Source organism: Streptomyces sp. BoleA5, from assembly GCF_000373665.1.
Classification (GTDB): domain Bacteria; phylum Actinomycetota; class Actinomycetes; order Streptomycetales; family Streptomycetaceae; genus Actinacidiphila.
Genome location: NZ_KB892154.1, coordinates 124636 through 139645 on the forward strand (window position 1 = coordinate 124636; position 15010 = coordinate 139645).

The window sequence follows — 15010 nt, forward strand, 5'->3', positions numbered from 1 at the left end:
GTCGGACCCGTGATCATCGGGCATTCGGCGCCATGCGCCCCGTCCGGAGTCCACCGTTCGCCGCATCTGACGCGCTGTCGTGTAACGGAGTGTGACGGGATTCCGTCGTGCGGCGCGAATGTCCTCGACGCACGCTCTCCATGTCGGAACCTTGCGGACACCGCCACGGTGCCCGCCGAGACAGGAGAGTCAGTATGCGCGTTTCCCGTTTTGTGGCCGCTGTCGGTGTGGCCTCTGTCGTTCTGCTGGGTGGTGCCACTGCTGCCGGCGCCGCCACCCCGGACCTCGCCAGCACCAAGGGAACCCACGTCACGGGCGACCACGGTCGCGGCGGCTACGACCGTGGCCACGGTGGCCGCGGCCACAACCGTGACTTCTACCGCTTCGACCGCGGCTTCTTCGGCTCGTACCTCTTCGGGCCCTACCTCTTCGACCCCTTCTTCTTCGGTGGTCGCTTCCGCTGAGCTCCGGCCGGCCTGAACGCCCACGCGTGACGGCCCTCGATTCCCGGGCCGCCGCCCCCGTCACCGGGGCGGCGGCCCCGTCGCGTGCGGGAGGGCGCACGTCGCGGACTCCCATGTGAACGGCGCTAACGAGATATCGTTAGCGCCGGTTGCGTTTCCGACGATAACGTGGCACTGTTATCGGTGGAAGCGGGGCGACGGAACGAGCCGCCCCCTCGTGTGATCAGGAGACCGCAATGACCGAGACCACCACCGCCCGCCGCGTCGCGATCGTCACGGGCGGCTCCCGCGGCATCGGCCGCGAGGTCGCGCTGCGCCTGGCCGCCGAAGGCCAGGCGGTCGTCATCGCCTACGCCGGCAACCAGGCCGACGCCGACGCGACCGTCGCGCAGATCGCCGCCGAGGGCGGTTCCGCCCTCGCGGTACGGGCCGATGTCGCCGACGAGAAGGCGGTCCAGGCGCTCTTCGACGCCGCGGAGCAGGAGTTCGGCGGTGTGGACGTGGTGGTCAACTCGGCCGGTCTCATGATCCTGAACACTGTGGCGGACTTCGACCTCGACGCCCTGGACCGCATGCACCGCACCAACATCCGCGGCACCTTCGTGGTCAACCAGCAGGCTGCCCGCAGGCTCCGCGACGGCGGTGCCGTGATCAACGTGTCCTCGTCCCAGACCCGGATCGCCACGCCGACCTACGCCGCGTACGCCGCGTCCAAGGGCGCGGTCGAGGCGATCAGCCTGATCCTGGCCCGGGAGTTGCGCGGTCGCGACATCACCGTGAACGCCGTCGCGCCGGGCCCGGTCGCCACCGATCTGTTCCTGAACGGCAAGGACGAGGCGACCATAGAGCGGTTCGCGAAGATGAACCCCCTCGAGCGACTCGGGTCCCCTGAGGACATCGCCGCGGTCGTCTCCTTCCTGGCCGGCCCCGGTCGCTGGATCAACGGCCAGACGATCTTCGCCAACGGCGGAGTGGCCTGACCCGCGGGCCGCGCCTCGCGCGGCTCCTGCCGGATGCCGGCCGCGGGCCCGTCCGCCGGAGGCCGGCCTCCCGGTTCCCTCGGCCCCTCCGTACCGAGCAGCACCCTGCCTCCCGGCAGATCCCGTACCTCGCGCCACCCACCCCATCCGTGACCCGGACGCCACCTGAACCGGGAGCGGCCCCCAGTAGCCCAAGGAGCTCCGAAATGTCCCCCGTGTCTTCCGTCGTCCTGGTCACCGGTGCGAGCTCCGGATTCGGCGCTCTCGCCGCCCACGCCCTCGCCTCCGCGGGTCACACCGTCTACGCGAGCATGCGCGACATATCCGGCCGCAACGCCGAACGCGCGGCGGAGGCACGCGAACGGGCCGCCCGCGAGGGCATCGACCTGCGGGTCGTCGAACTCGACGTGCTCTCGCAGGACAGCGCGGACCGGGCCGTCGCCACCGTTCTGCGCGAGGCCGGCCGGCTGGACGTCCTGGTCCACAACGCGGGCCACATGGTGCTCGGCCCCACCGAGGCCTTCACCCCGGAGGAGATGGCCGCCGTCTACGACACCAATGTGCTGGGCACCCAGCGGGTGAACCGCGCGGCCCTGCCGCACCTGCGGGCCCAGGGGCACGGTCTGCTGCTCTGGGTCGGGTCCAGCAGCACCCGCGGCGGTACTCCGCCCTACGTCGCCCCGTACTTCGCCGCGAAGGCGGCCATGGACGCCGTCGCCGTCAGCTACGCCGCCGAGCTCGCACGCTTCGGCATCGACACCTCCATCGTCGTCCCCGGCGCCTTCACCTCCGGCACGAACCACTTCGTCAACGCGGGGCATCCGGCCGACACCGCCACCGTCGCGGACTACGAGACCCGCTACGAGGGCCTGACCGAGCAGGTCGGCCGCGCCCTGGCGGCCATCACACCCGAGGACGCCGACGTCGCCGAGGTGGCGCGCGAGATCGTCCGTGTCGTGGGGCTTCCCGCGGGCAAGCGGCCCTTCAGGACCCACATCGACCCCGCCGACGACGGCTCGGAGGCCGTCTCCGTCGTCGCCGACCGGATCCGTGAGGACTTCTACCACCGGATCGGCCTGGAAGACCTGCTCGGCCCCCGCACGCAGGCCTGACGAGCCCACGGCCACAGCCGCCCGACACCGCCAAGGAGAACCGCCATGACCGCTTCCGACTTTCCCGAGCTTCCCGAGCCCGTACGGCGCGCCGTCGCCGCGGCGAACGCCCATGACACCGAGGCCTTCCTCGACCAGTTCAGCGAGCATGGCGCGGTGGACGACTGGGGCCGCCGCTTCGAGGGCCGTGAGGCCGTCGAGGGCTGGAGCGGCCGCGAGTTCATCGGCGTCAAGGTCTCCCTGACGGTCACCGGAGTGACCCGGCGCGGGAGCCAGGTGATCGTCTCCACCCAGGTCGGCGGCGACGGTTTCAACGGCCCGTCGGACTTCGCCTTCACGGTCGAGGGCGACCGGATCGCCCTGATGAGGATCACCGGCTGACCGCTGTGGCCGGAACGCCCGGTGGGGAACCGTCGCACGACGGTTCCCCACCGGGCGTTTCCGCGCAGGAAGAGCAGGAAGAAGTGAGGCAGCCGCAAGGCGCCGCGGGCAGGGCGGCGGCGGGCCCCGCGCGCGGCGGCTCAGGCGGAGTGCGTGATGCGGTCCAGCAGCTCGTTCAGCAGGATGCGTTCACCGGGTGTGAGGATCTCCTCGATCTCGGGGAGCACGGCCTTGAAGGCGACGGTACGGGTGATCGTCCGGCGTTCCTCCCCGGCGGCGTCCTCGGGCTGCGCGGTGGTGATGGCGGCGAGAATGGCCTCGCGTGTCCGCGGTGACAGTTCCGGGTCGCGAGCCCCGGGCAGTGTGGCGATCAGCGTCAGGACGACCCCGCAGCCGGCCGAGTGGATCATCAGCATGGCGCGTTCCACGTCGACGCTCAGCCGGCCCGCCTCGGCGACCCGGGTCACCAGGCCGCGCAGGACGTTGAAGGACTCGGTGACGGCCGCCGGCTCGGCTCCGGGCCTGGGCTGACCGAACATCAGCTGGTATATCTCCGGGTTGGCCACACCGAACTCGATGTGCAGGTCCCAGCCCCAGCGCAGGTCCTCGACGGGATCGTCGGCCCGCGTCCGGTCGGTCTTGCGGTGCAGGTAGTCGGCGAAGCCCTCCGCCGCGACGGCGTCGAGCAGGCCCTGCATGTCGCCGAACTGCCGGTAGATGGTCGGCGGCTGAACGGCCGCAGCCTTGCTGACCGACCGGGTCGAGACCGCGTCGCGGCCGCCCTCGGCGAGCAGGTTGGCGGCAGCGGACATGATCCGCTCTCTGGTGGTCGCCCTCTCATCCATGAATCGACGATAACAGAAAAATGTTACCAAAGGAAACTTACCCGCCGAAAGGTCGTGAAGGGGCGGCAGGATGAGCCCGCCGCCCCTCCTCGTACGGTGTGCCGAAAGCTCACTTGGCGGGGCCGGAATCCGCCCCGTGCAGCGCCTCGCGGAGCGCCGCGGTGACCTCGGCCACCGCCTTCTTGTTGGACTCCGTGTCGCGGAGGGCGTTGAGCATCATGAAGTCGTGCGTGATCTTGGGGTAGTGCGTCAACCGGACGGGCACGCCGGCCTCCCGCAGCTTCTCCGCGTACGCGGTGCCCTCGTCGAAGAGCGCGTCCGAGTCCGTGACCATCAAGGCCGGCGGCAGGCCGCGCAACTGGTCGACCGTGGCGCGCAGCGGGGCCGCCAGCGGGTTCTGCCGGTCCTTGAGGCGGGGGGCGTACGCGTCCCAGAACCACTTCATCGCGGGTTTGGCGAGCCAGCAGTTCTCCGCGAAGCGGTTGTACGAGGCGGTGTCGAAGTTCGCGTCCGTGACCGGGTACAGCATCACCTGGTGCCGGAAGTCGGGCCCGCCGCGCTGCTTGGCCATCATCGTCACGGCGGCGGTCATGTCACCGCCCACGGAGTCGCCGGCGACCGCCAGGCGCGAAGGGTCGACGCCGATCCGGCCGCCGTTGTCGGCGACCCACTTGGCCACGGTGTACGCCTGCTCGATCGGCACGGGGAACTGCGCCTCGGGAGAGGGGGTGTAATCGACGAAGACCACCGCCGCCTGCGCGCCGTTGGCGAGCTCGCGCACCAGGCGCTCATGGGTCTTGAAGTTGCCCAGCACCCAGCCGCCGCCGTGGATGTAGACGATCCCGGGCAGGTCCCCCTTGGCGCCCTCGGGCCGTACGACGTGCACCGACACCGGGCCGGTCGGTCCGCCGGGCACGGTCCGCTCGCTGACCTGCGCCGGGAGCATCTCCACCGGACCCGCCTGCAGCTTGTCCAGCACTCCCCGGGCGGCCGCGTAGGAGAGCGTGTACAGGGGAGGGCCGTCCGCCGCCGCGAGCTGGTCCAGGAAGTCCTGAGCCTGTGGGTCGAGCTGTACCGGCGGGTTGCCGCAGGGCACCTTCGGCGCGGGCGTGTCCGCGGGCACCGCGTGGTCGACGCGTGCGGCGTTCGTCGTCTTCTCCCCGCAGGCGGTGAGGCTCGCGGCGGCCGCGAGGAGGACTGCGACGGCGTAGCGAGCCTTGCGTCGCGTTATGGACCGGACGTGCGGACAGGTCATTGCGGTCTCCGAACCGTGGTCGGTCGTTGGCCCCCACGTGAGCAGCCTGCGGAGGCGGCACGGTCCGGACAACCGGGGATGGGCCGGGGGAGTGGCCCGCGGGCGCCGGGCGCCGCGCGGCCCCGCCGGGCCCGGGGGTCAGACGACGACGAGGTCCCAGGCCGTCATCGCGTCGGCGAGACGCAGGTGGGGAGCGGCCTCCGCGAGCCGGCCCTGCCGCTCCAGCGTGCGGCCGAGAAGGAGGTGCGCGTGCGCGTCCTGCGGCTCGGCACGCAGGAGGTCGCGAAGCTCCGCCTCCGCCCGCGAGAGCTGCGCGGAGAAGTAGTACGACCTGGCCAGCAGCATGCGCACCGCCATGTTGCGGGGTGCCACGTCCACGATGGACGCGAGCGTCCGGGCCGCGGCGGCGTAGCGCTGCCGGTTGAAGAAGAGCACGGCGCGCTTGAACGTCTCCGTGGACGGACTGGTCATCTCGGTGCCCACTGCTGTATCACCTCGGCGGAATGACGATCTCGGTGTCAGGGCTTTCAACCGGGGCAAGTGTCGGATTTGTTCCACGGCGACCCTTGATCTGGTCGCATTTTCCGTACCCATCCGATGACTGAGCGTGTCGGTGGGGCCCGAACATGGTCCGGCCGGGTTGCGCGCCTCACCCTCCTGGAGGAACGTGACTTCGAGGCCGTACGGCCGCGGACCGCGGACCGGGGACCGCGTGCCGTCCCTCCGTCCTTCGCCCCTGCTCCGTGCCACGCCTGCCCGCGGGCACGCCGCCGGCAGTCCTGCCTCCGGTCCCGCGGCCGGCGCGGCGGCACTCCGGACCGCACCCTCGCCACCGACCGCCACCACTCCCGGCGGCGGCCAGGAAGGCAGACCGAGATGCCACTCCTCCGCACCCTCGCCCTGACCGCCACCTCCGCGGCCCTCGCGACCGTGATCGCGGCAGCCCCCGCCTCAGCGGCCTCCGGTGTCCAGGCGGCCCAGGCCGAACCGACCTACGCCACGGTCCTGGTCACCTGCTTCGGCCGGGGGCTCGTCATGCCCCCCGACTTCCTGCTGGCCTGCGGGGACGGGAACGACCGGCTGGGCGGCCTGTACTGGTCGCACTGGGGCGGCGACTCGGCCGTGGCCACCGGCTACGAGGAGGCCAACGACTGCGATCCGTACTGCGCGGCGGGCCACTTCCACACCTTCCCGGTCAAGATCACGCTCTCCGACAGCAAGCCCTGGCCCGGGGACCCGGGCCTGCGGCACTTCACCAAGCTCACGATCAGCTACCCCGACACCGAGCCGTCCTGGCCGCACGACCCGGTCCGCGAGCTGTGGGACTGAGCGGTCGCGCGAGCGTGTGACGCGCGACTGCGCGACGCGGGACCGTGTCACGGGAACGGCCGGGGCAGTCCGCGCGTCCTTCCCAGCCGGGACGCGAGGGAAGAACGTGCCCCGTGGTGGCAGGGAGGGACATGACCGCGAGTGGATTCGCCTGGTGGGCGGAGCGTTTCGAGGAGGAGCGGGACCGGCGGCATGCGACGGGTGATCCCGCGTGGGCTGGCGGAGCGGTGCTGCACGACGCGGTACGCGCGAGCGTGCAGCGCTTCCAGGCGGGTGAGGACGGCGACGGCGCGCACCTGATCGCCAAGGCGGACGCGGCCGGGGACCGCGACTACGCGCGGGCGGTGCGCCTGTTCGTCGCCGAGGAGCAGAACCACGCCCGGTTGCTCGCCCGGCTGCTCGACGCGGCAGGCGCCACCACCATCGACGGCCACTGGACGGACCGGGCCTTCGTCGCCCTGCGCCGCCTGCTGGGGCTACGTCTGGAACTGCTGGTGCTGATGGTCGCCGAGGAGGTCGCGCTGCGCTACTACGGGGCCCTGAGGGAGGGTGCGGTCGACGAGCTCACACGTGAGGTCGCGGGCCGGATCCTCGCCGACGAGCAGCGGCACGTGCCCTTCCACTGCGCGCGCCTGCGGGCGTCGCTCGCGGCCCTGCCCGCTCCTTCGCGCCGTGCCGCGACGGCCGGCTGGCGTGCGGCCGTGGCGGGGGCCGCGATCCTGGTGGCGGTGGACCACGGCCGGGCGCTGCGCGTGCTGGGCGTGGGGCGGGCGCGGTTCGTCGCCGACACCGTGGCGTCGTCGCGAGCAGCCGCCTCCGCGATGCTGCGCGAGCCCGACGCGACGGACTCCGAGGCGGACGAGGGCACGCCGAAGGCCCCCGCATCACGGGGGCCGTCGGTGGTTCTGCGGAATACGCGCTTGTCCTCGCCGGGTCGGGCGGGCCGGAGGGCCTGACGGCCCTGGCCGGCCCCGTCCGCCCGGCAGGTCGGAAGTCGACACCGTGGGCCGTCACCGTCCGAGTCCGGAGGCCCGGACGGCGGCGGTCGCGGTGGGGACGTCATCGGACGGGCCGGCGGGGCGCCGGCCCGACGACCTCAGCGGTAGAAGCCTCCGTAGAAGCCGGAACCGTAGAAGCCGGGGTAGAAGCCGTAGTAGCCGCCGTAACCGCCATAGCCGCCGTAACCGCCCCAGCCGTAACCGTTCCCCCAGCCCCAGCCGCCGTGTCCGCCACCCCAGCCGCCATGTCCGCCGCCCCAGCCGCCGCCGTGGTCGACGACGGACTGCGCAGTGGCGGGTGCTGTCTGTGGCGTCGCCGCGCTGGCCGCGGTGGCTCCGGCGAAGGCGAGCAGGGGCGCCACCACAGCGGCGGCGGCGATCCTGCGGATGGTAAGCGTGCGCATGACTCCCCCTTCGGGGATCTGGACTTCGGGTCGCGGTCCGCGCTGGGCGGACCGCCGCCACGCGGGAACGTGAGCGATCCCGGCGCGGATGGGGTGCGGACGCCTGGGCGCTGACGCACCTCACGGACCTGGAACGCCGGAACAGATGTCTGTAGTTGAAGACGTCCCTATATGAACGGTAGGCGCGTTTTGCACCGCACGTCAAAGGGATCAGGCAAAAAGTGCATATTGGTAACTTTTGCTCGACTGTGACGCCCCCTCAACCGTGCGTGCCGCGGAGGTTCCGTTGTGTCAGCGATGACCCAACCGTGCTGCGAGGTGCGGGGATTGAGGCCGCGTTGGAACCTCTCTCCGGCGGAACCCTCCGTGGCCGCAGAGGCTGGCGTGACGTATGCGACAAAAGGGGTCTCTGATGCGCATGTGATGCAAAGGAAAATTCCGCCGAAACGCCGGAGTCGGCAAGTCCGCTTAGCCGTCAAGCGCTTGCGTCCCGCGCCGTGCACCGCTGCGTCCATGCGTCGTCACTCCGGGCATCCGTCAGCACGTCACGCGGTCGTCGAGCGTCGGTAACGCTTCGAAAATCGCTGGTCGGCAATTTGTTAACACCATTGACATATCCGCGCTCGCTGCATACGGTCCTGCGTCGAAGCGCTTCGACGCGTCGCATCGAAACCATTCGATGGACGCCTCACTCGTTCGGCCCAGGTGGAGGTCACTTCAATGTTGAAGGTGCGCAGACCGCTGGCTCTCGCAGCAGCTGCCCTTGCGGGCGCCATGCTCATCACTTCGTGCGGAAGCTCGGACAGCGGTGCGGAGGGCGACGGCAAGACGCTGAAGCTCTGGCACTACGAAGCTCCGAACAGTGCCATGGGCATCGCCTGGAACCAGGCGATAGAGGAGTTCAAGAAGTCCCACCCCGGCGTCAAGGTCGAGTTCGAGGCGAAGGGCTTCGAGCAGATCCAGAAGACCGCCTCTATGGTGCTCAACTCCAGTAACGCCCCTGACCTCATGGAGTACAACAAGGGCAACGCCACGGCCGGCCTGCTGGCCAAGCAGGGTCTGCTCACCGACCTCACCCCGCAGGTCACCAAGTACGGCTGGGACAAGCTGCTCAGCCCCAGCGTCACCACCACCAGCCGCTACGACGCCAAGGGCGTCATGGGCTCCGGCAACTGGTACGGCATCCCGAACTTCGGTGAGTACACGATGGTGTACTACAACAAGGACCTCTTCGCGAAGAACGGCGTGAAGGTCCCGACCACCTTCAACGAGTTCGAGCAGGCGCTGGCCGCCTTCAAGGCCAAGGGCGTCACCCCGCTCGCCAACGGCGGCGCCGAGTACCCGGCCCACCAGTACCTGTACCAGCTGGCCCTGACCAAGGCCGACCGCAGCTGGGTCGACGCGTTCGAGCTCTACAAGGGCAAGGCGGACTTCCACGACGCCGCCTGGACGTACGCCGCGAACACCCTGTCGGACTGGGTGAAGAAGGGCTACATCGCCAAGACGACCAGCGGCGCCAAGGCCGAGGACGCCGGCGTCTCCTTCATCAGCGGCAAGTCCCCGATCTTCTTCTCGGGCAGCTGGTGGTACGGCCGCTTCCGTGACGAGAGCAAGTTCCAGTGGGGCTCGTTCCTCTTCCCGGACTCCAAGATGACCCTCGGCTCGGGCGGCAACCTCTGGGTCGTCCCGAAGAACGCCAAGAACAAGCAGCTGGCCTATGACTTCATCGACATCACGATGAAGAAGGGGATCCAGAACACCCTCGGCAACAACGGCGGCGTGCCCGTCGCGGCCGAGCCCTCGGCGATCACCGACCCCAGCTCCAAGGAGCTGATCGAGAACTTCAACAAGGTCTCGGACCAGGACGGTCTCGCCTTCTACCCGGACTGGCCGGTCCCCGGCTTCTACGACGTGCTGGTCTCGGCCACCCAGAAGCTGATCACCGGCAGCGGCACCCCGGACCAGGTCCTGGACGAACTGCAGAAGGCCTATGACGCGGGTGCGCCCACGTCATGAGTGCCCGACCCCTCCGGCTGCGCAATCCCTACGCGCTGTACCTGATCCCGGGTGTCATCGCCTTCCTGGCCGTCGTGATCGTGCCGTTCGTGATGAACATCTACTTCAGCTTCACGCACTGGCAGGGCGTCGGCTCGCCCACCTGGGCGGGGCTGGAGAACTACCGGGAGCTGATGAAGGACTCGCGCTTCTGGGAGTCCTTCCGGCACAGCGTCGCCATGGTCCTGGCGATGGCGGTGATCCCCACCGCCGTCGGTCTGGTGGTGGCCGCGGCGCTGTTCGACTTCATCGGCAAGCACTTCGGTTCGAAGCTGGCCAGCGTGCTGCGTGCCTGCTTCTACCTACCCCAGGTCCTGCCCATCACCGTCGCGGGCATCGTCTGGAGCTGGATCCTGGCCCCCGAGAACGGCTCGCTCAACGAGCTGCTGAAGGCGGTCGGCCTGGGTTCGCTCCAGCAGGACTGGCTGGGTGACCCGAAGTTCGCGCTCTACAGCGTGATGGCCGTCATGGTCTGGGTGCAGCTGGGGTTCCCCGTCGTGATCTTCATGGCGGGACTCCAGCGGGTCGATCCCTCGCTCTACGAGGCGGCCGAGCTGGATGGGACGAACTGGTGGCAGCGTTTCTGGCACGTGACGCTGCCCCAGATCCGCCCCGAGATCTACGTGGTGATGCTGTGGTGCACCATCGCGGCCCTGAAGGTCTTCGGCGCGGTGTACGTCCTCACCAAGGGCGGTCCCGCCGACGCGACCATCGTGCCGTCCTACTTCTCCTTCTCGACCTTCTTCGAGAAGACGGACGTCGGCTACGGCTCGGCGATCGCGACGGTACTCACCCTGATCATCCTGGCGCTGACCACGGTCGGCCTCCGCTTCCAGACCCGATCGGAGGACGCACAGTGAAGGCGCTCAAGCGCTACCCGGTGCTGGTGGCGATGATCCTCGGCGCGATCTTCATGGTGCTGCCGCTCCTGATCGTGCTCATCAACGCACTGAAGTCGCCCGCCGACTACTCCGCGCACGGCCCGCTCTCCCTGCCCCACGGCATCCACCTGGACGGCCTGACGGACTTCTGGACCCGGGTCAACTTCGGGCACACGCTCGTGAACTCGGTCGTGATCTCGGGTTCGGTCGCCGTGTTCGGCGTGATCCTCTCGGTGCTCAACGCGTATGCGATCGGCATCGGGCGGATCAAGGGCAAGGCGTACTTCCTCGCCTTCTTCGTGCTGGCCAACGTGCTGCCGCAGGAGGCCCTGGTCTACCCGCTGTACTACCTGTCCAAGCAGGTGGGGCTGTACGACACCAGGCTGAGCCTGATCATCGTCTTCAGTGTCGTCCAGGCGGCCTTCGGCACCTACCTCCTCTCCTCCGTGCTCGGGGCCTTCCCGAAGGAGATCATCGAGGCGGCGAGGATCGACGGCGCGAACAGCTGGCAGATCCTGTGGCGGATGGTGGTCCCGGTCAGCCGGCCCACCCTCGGCGTCCTGCTGGTGTTCTTCTTCATCTGGACCTGGAACGAGTTCCTGCTCCCGCTGGTCATGCTGCCGTCGAACGACAACCAGACCGTCTCGGTGGCGCTCGGCGTGCTCCAGGGCCAGCGACTGATGGACGCGACGATGACCAACGCGGCCGGCCTGCTCGGCGCGCTGCCCGCCATCGTGTTCTTCCTCCTCTTCCAGCGGACGCTCACCCGCGGCATCGCCGTCGGCGCAGTGAAGTGACCCGCGCCCGGACCACCGTGTCCGCGGCCCTCCACCCGGGCGGGTGACGTTCGCCCCGTTCCGCCCACGGCTCTGCCTCCCCCCTGCGCGGGCAGGAGGCAGAGCCGGTCCCACCTGCTCCCACACGTACCGAGAACGCCGGTGGCCGCCCACCGGGAAAGGCATCGACCATGAAGTTCACCAACGGGTACTGGCTGCTGCGCGAAGGCGTCACGGCGGCGTATCCGGCCGAGGTCCTCGATGCCGTCCCGGGTCCCGGAACGCTGCGGGTCCACGCGCCCACCCAGCACATCCGGCACCGCGGCGACCTGCTCAAGGGCCCGCTCATCACCGTCGACTGCACCGCGCCGATGCCCGGTGTCATCGGCGTGCGGATCACCCACTTCGAGGGCGACGTCGAGACCGGGCCGCACTTCGAGCTGCACCACGAGCCGCACGAGCCCGTCGTGTCCGTCGACGAGGAGCAGGCCGTCCTCACCTCCGGCGACCTGAGCGTCCGCTTCCGCCTCGACGGCGAGTGGCGGATGGAGTTCCAGGCCGACGGACGCACCCTCACCAGCAGCGACGTGAAGGCCATGGCGCTGATGGAGACCGCCGAGGGCGAACACCACGTCCGCGAGCAGCTCCGGCTGGCCGTCGGCACGTCCGTCTACGGGCTCGGCGAGCGCTTCGGCCCGCTGGTCAAGAACGGCCAGACCGTCGACATCTGGAACGCCGACGGCGGCACGAGCAGCGAGCAGTCCTACAAGAACGTCCCGTTCTACCTGACCGACGCCGGCTACGGCGTCTTCGTCGACGACCCCGGAAAGGTCTCCTTCGAGGTCGCCTCCGAGCAGGTCTCGCGGGTCCAGTTCAGCGCCGAGCGCCAGCAGTTGCAGTACTACGTCATCCACGGCCCCACGCCGAAGGAGATCCTGCGCAAGTACACCGCGCTCACCGGCCGGCCCGCGCTGCCGCCGGCCTGGTCGTTCGGGCTGTGGCTGACCACCTCCTTCACGACCTCCTACGACGAGCAGACCGTCACCGGGTTCGTCGACGGGATGGCCGAGCGCGACCTGCCGCTGTCGGCCTTCCACTTCGACTGCTTCTGGATGCGCGAGTTCAACTGGTGCGACTTCGAGTGGGACCCGCGGGTCTTCCCCGACCCGGAGGGGATGCTGCGCCGCCTGAAGGAGCGCGACCTGCACATCTGCGTGTGGATCAATCCCTACATCGCCCAGCGCTCCCCGCTCTTCGCCGAGGGCAAGGCGGCCGGCTACCTCCTCAAGCGCCCTGACGGCGGCGTCTGGCAGTGGGACCTGTGGCAGCCCGGCATGGCCCTGGTCGACTTCACCAACCCCGACGCCTGCGCCTGGTACGCCTCCAAGCTCGAGGCCCTCCTCGACCAGGGCGTCGACTGCTTCAAGACCGACTTCGGCGAGCGCGTGCCCACCGACGTCGCCTGGTTCGACGGCTCCGACCCGGAGCGCATGCACAACTACTACACGCAGCTCTACAACAAGACCGTCTTCGACGTGCTGCGCAAGCACCGTGGCGAGGGCGAGGCGGTGCTCTTCGCCCGCTCCGCGACGGCCGGCGGCCAGCAGTTCCCCGTGCACTGGGGCGGCGACTGCGAGTCCACGTACGAGTCGATGGCGGAGTCCCTGCGCGGCGGCCTCTCCCTCGGTCTGTCCGGCTTCGGCTACTGGAGCCACGACATCGGCGGCTTCGAGGGTCTGCCCGACGCCGGTCTGTTCAAGCGCTGGACCGCGTTCGGCATGCTCTCCTCGCACAGCCGGCTGCACGGCTCCTCCTCCTACCGGGTGCCGTGGCTGTTCGACGAGGAGGCCGTGGACGTCCTCCGCCACTTCACCAAGCTCAAGCTCGGCCTCATGCCCTACCTCTACGGTGCCGCGCACCAGGCGCACACCGAGGGCATCCCGATGATGCGCGCCATGGTGCTGGAGTTCCCCGACGACCCGGGCTGCGCCTCGCTGGAGCGCCAGTACATGCTCGGCGGCGACCTGCTCGTCGCGCCGGTGTTCTCCGAGGACGGCGAAGTGTCGTACTACGTGCCCGAGGGCACCTGGACGCACTTCACGACCGGCGAGAAGGTCACCGGCCCGCGCTGGGTGCGCGAGACCCACGACTACCTCGGCATCCCGCTGCTTGCCCGGCCCGGTTCGGTGATCCCGGTCGGCTCGGTCGACGACCGTCCCGACTACGTGTGGGCGGACGACGTGACCGTCCGGGTATTCGAGCCGGCCGACGGCTCGCGCACCACCGTGCGGATCCCGCGCGAGGACGGTACGGCCGCGGCCGAGATCACCGTCGTGCGCGAGGGCTCCACGCTGCGGGCCGAGACCTCCGACGCGTCCCTGCCGTGGGGTGTCGAGGTCGCCGGCGGTCCCTCCGCGCGTGCGGCGGCCGGTACGCCCGTCCTCACCCTGGAGCTCTCCGGCTCCTGAGGGCGGTCCGGCGCAGCACGCAGGCAGGGGAGAGGAGTTGCATGGTCAAGATCACTGACGTCGCGCGGCACGCCAACGTGTCGCCGAGCACCGTCAGCTATGCCCTCAGCGGCAAAAGGCCGATCTCCCCGGAGACCCGGCGGCGCATCGAGGACAGCATCCGTGAACTGGGCTACCGGCCGCACGCCGGGGCCCGGTCACTGGCCAGCAGCCGGTCACGGGTGATCGGCCTGGTGCTGCCCCTCCGGAAGGGCATCCACGTGCCCGTGGTCATGCAGTTCGCCACCTCCGTGCTGACCGCCGCCCGGGAGCACGACCACGATGTCCTCCTCCTCACGCAGAACGAGGGGGAGGAGGGCATCAACCGGGTCGCCCAGAGCGCGATGGCGGACGCCTTCATCATCATGGACGTCGAGACGGACGACCGGCGGCTGCCCCTGCTGCGCGTTCTGGACCGGCCGTCCGTGCTCATCGGCTTCCCCTCGGACACCGCCGGGCTGACCTGTGTCGACCTGGACTTCGCGGGTGCCGGCGAGGCGTGCGTCGAGCACCTCGCCGCGCTGGGCCACCGCACCGTGGCCCTCGTCGGCTCGCCCCCGGAGGTCTACGTCCGCGGCACCGGCTTCGCCCGCCGGGTCGCCGCGGGGTTCACGGCCGCCGCCGACCGCCTCGGCCTGCGTTCGTCCGTCCACCCCTGCCCCGAGACGCCTGCCGCCGCGCGGGCCATGGCCGAGCAACTGCTGCGCGAGCAGCCGGGGCTCACCGGGGTCGTCGTCCACAACGAGCCGATCACCCAGCCCCTGATCTCGGCGTTCCAGGCCATGGGACTGCGCGTCCCGGAGGACCTCTCGGTCACCGCGATCAGCCCCGACGAGACCGCCGAGCAGGCACCGGTGCCCATCACGTCCGTCTCGATCCCCTCCGTCGAGATCGGCACCCGCGCGGTGGAGCTCCTGATGGCCAAGCTCGCTGGCCGCGACAACGTCCCGGAGACGACCGTGCTCTCCGCGGTCCTGACCCCCCGGGCCACCACCGCCACGCCGCCGGTCGCGGCGCCCTGAC

At 70.0% G+C, this 15010-nt stretch carries 15 protein-coding genes; 11 read left to right on the forward strand and 4 right to left on the reverse strand.

Annotated features, from left to right (window positions below):
* Positions 1 to 227 precede the first annotated feature (227 nt).
* The 4 genes from B085_RS0137560 (at position 228) to B085_RS0137575 (ending at position 2937) form a co-directional block, all read left to right on the forward strand.
* Complete coding sequence (locus B085_RS0137560) at positions 228 to 464, forward strand: hypothetical protein (protein ID WP_158689908.1); 237 nt, start codon at positions 228 to 230, stop codon at positions 462 to 464.
* Between the two features lie 236 nt (positions 465 to 700).
* Positions 701 to 1444: an SDR family oxidoreductase gene (locus tag B085_RS0137565; protein WP_018563749.1), complete on the forward strand. Its 744-nt coding sequence runs from the start codon at positions 701 to 703 to the stop codon at positions 1442 to 1444.
* A 206-nt stretch (positions 1445 to 1650) separates the two neighbouring features.
* Positions 1651 to 2556 (forward strand): SDR family NAD(P)-dependent oxidoreductase, encoded by a 906-nt coding sequence (locus tag B085_RS0137570; protein WP_018563750.1) that lies wholly within the window; start codon positions 1651 to 1653, stop codon positions 2554 to 2556.
* 45 nt (positions 2557 to 2601) lie between these two features.
* On the forward strand, positions 2602 to 2937 hold the full coding sequence (locus B085_RS0137575) for a nuclear transport factor 2 family protein (protein WP_018563751.1): 336 nt from the start codon (positions 2602 to 2604) through the stop codon (positions 2935 to 2937).
* A gap of 140 nt (positions 2938 to 3077) precedes the next feature.
* On the opposite strand, the gene B085_RS0137580 is transcribed toward B085_RS0137575, so the two are convergent.
* The 3 genes from B085_RS0137580 to B085_RS0137590 form a co-directional block, all read right to left on the reverse strand.
* Positions 3078 to 3782, reverse strand: coding sequence for a TetR/AcrR family transcriptional regulator (locus tag B085_RS0137580; protein ID WP_026251855.1), 705 nt, complete (start codon positions 3780 to 3782; stop codon positions 3078 to 3080).
* 109 nt (positions 3783 to 3891) lie between these two features.
* Positions 3892 to 5037, reverse strand: a complete 1146-nt coding sequence (locus B085_RS0137585) for an alpha/beta hydrolase (protein WP_018563753.1) — start codon at positions 5035 to 5037, stop codon at positions 3892 to 3894.
* 138 nt (positions 5038 to 5175) lie between these two features.
* Positions 5176 to 5520: a tetratricopeptide repeat protein gene (locus tag B085_RS0137590; protein WP_018563754.1), complete on the reverse strand. Its 345-nt coding sequence runs from the start codon at positions 5518 to 5520 to the stop codon at positions 5176 to 5178.
* Between the two features lie 393 nt (positions 5521 to 5913).
* Between B085_RS0137590 and B085_RS45030 the strand changes: the two genes are divergently transcribed.
* Together B085_RS45030 and B085_RS0137600 are read left to right on the forward strand one after the other, a co-directional pair.
* On the forward strand, positions 5914 to 6366 hold the full coding sequence (locus B085_RS45030; protein ID WP_018563755.1) for a hypothetical protein: 453 nt from the start codon (positions 5914 to 5916) through the stop codon (positions 6364 to 6366).
* A gap of 131 nt (positions 6367 to 6497) precedes the next feature.
* Positions 6498 to 7322: a ferritin-like domain-containing protein gene (locus tag B085_RS0137600; RefSeq protein ID WP_018563756.1), complete on the forward strand. Its 825-nt coding sequence runs from the start codon at positions 6498 to 6500 to the stop codon at positions 7320 to 7322.
* Positions 7323 to 7462: 140 nt separating this feature from the next.
* Here the strand turns inward: B085_RS0137600 and B085_RS49005 are convergent, their stop codons facing one another.
* Positions 7463 to 7768: a hypothetical protein gene (locus tag B085_RS49005; protein ID WP_018563757.1), complete on the reverse strand. Its 306-nt coding sequence runs from the start codon at positions 7766 to 7768 to the stop codon at positions 7463 to 7465.
* A gap of 720 nt (positions 7769 to 8488) precedes the next feature.
* Between B085_RS49005 and B085_RS0137610 the strand changes: the two genes are divergently transcribed.
* The 5 genes from B085_RS0137610 to B085_RS0137630 all read left to right on the forward strand — a co-directional run bounded on the left by B085_RS0137610 (position 8489) and on the right by B085_RS0137630 (position 15009).
* Positions 8489 to 9784, forward strand: coding sequence for an extracellular solute-binding protein (locus B085_RS0137610; protein ID WP_026251856.1), 1296 nt, complete (start codon positions 8489 to 8491; stop codon positions 9782 to 9784).
* Positions 9781 to 10683, forward strand: a complete 903-nt coding sequence (locus B085_RS0137615) for a carbohydrate ABC transporter permease (RefSeq protein WP_018563759.1) — start codon at positions 9781 to 9783, stop codon at positions 10681 to 10683. The genes B085_RS0137610 and B085_RS0137615 overlap by 4 nt, the downstream gene beginning before the upstream one ends.
* Before the next feature lie 32 nt (positions 10684 to 10715).
* Positions 10716 to 11501 carry a carbohydrate ABC transporter permease gene (locus B085_RS0137620; protein WP_051102267.1) on the forward strand — a complete coding sequence of 262 codons (786 nt, stop codon included), beginning with the start codon at positions 10716 to 10718 and terminating at the stop codon, positions 11499 to 11501.
* A gap of 170 nt (positions 11502 to 11671) precedes the next feature.
* The gene (yicI, locus tag B085_RS0137625) at positions 11672 to 13948 is read left to right on the forward strand and encodes an alpha-xylosidase (RefSeq protein WP_018563761.1); all 2277 of its coding nucleotides are present in this window, start codon (positions 11672 to 11674) and stop codon (positions 13946 to 13948) included.
* Positions 13949 to 13989: 41 nt separating this feature from the next.
* The gene (locus B085_RS0137630; RefSeq protein ID WP_018563762.1) at positions 13990 to 15009 is read left to right on the forward strand and encodes a LacI family DNA-binding transcriptional regulator; all 1020 of its coding nucleotides are present in this window, start codon (positions 13990 to 13992) and stop codon (positions 15007 to 15009) included.
* Position 15010: the final 1 nt, after the last annotated feature.

Coding starts and splice junctions, on each gene's coding strand:
- B085_RS0137565 (WP_018563749.1), top strand. CDS start 701: ATGACCGAGACCACCACCGCCCGCCGCGTCGCGATCGTCACGGGCGGC.
- B085_RS0137570 (WP_018563750.1), top strand. CDS start 1,651: ATGTCCCCCGTGTCTTCCGTCGTCCTGGTCACCGGTGCGAGCTCCGGA.
- B085_RS0137575 (WP_018563751.1), top strand. CDS start 2,602: ATGACCGCTTCCGACTTTCCCGAGCTTCCCGAGCCCGTACGGCGCGCC.
- B085_RS0137580 (WP_026251855.1), bottom strand. CDS start 3,782: ATGGATGAGAGGGCGACCACCAGAGAGCGGATCATGTCCGCTGCCGCC.
- B085_RS0137585 (WP_018563753.1), bottom strand. CDS start 5,037: ATGACCTGTCCGCACGTCCGGTCCATAACGCGACGCAAGGCTCGCTAC.
- B085_RS45030 (WP_018563755.1), top strand. CDS start 5,914: ATGCCACTCCTCCGCACCCTCGCCCTGACCGCCACCTCCGCGGCCCTC.
- B085_RS0137600 (WP_018563756.1), top strand. CDS start 6,498: ATGACCGCGAGTGGATTCGCCTGGTGGGCGGAGCGTTTCGAGGAGGAG.
- B085_RS49005 (WP_018563757.1), bottom strand. CDS start 7,768: ATGCGCACGCTTACCATCCGCAGGATCGCCGCCGCCGCTGTGGTGGCG.
- B085_RS0137610 (WP_026251856.1), top strand. CDS start 8,489: ATGTTGAAGGTGCGCAGACCGCTGGCTCTCGCAGCAGCTGCCCTTGCG.
- B085_RS0137615 (WP_018563759.1), top strand. CDS start 9,781: ATGAGTGCCCGACCCCTCCGGCTGCGCAATCCCTACGCGCTGTACCTG.
- B085_RS0137620 (WP_051102267.1), top strand. CDS start 10,716: ATGATCCTCGGCGCGATCTTCATGGTGCTGCCGCTCCTGATCGTGCTC.
- yicI (WP_018563761.1), top strand. CDS start 11,672: ATGAAGTTCACCAACGGGTACTGGCTGCTGCGCGAAGGCGTCACGGCG.
- B085_RS0137630 (WP_018563762.1), top strand. CDS start 13,990: ATGGTCAAGATCACTGACGTCGCGCGGCACGCCAACGTGTCGCCGAGC.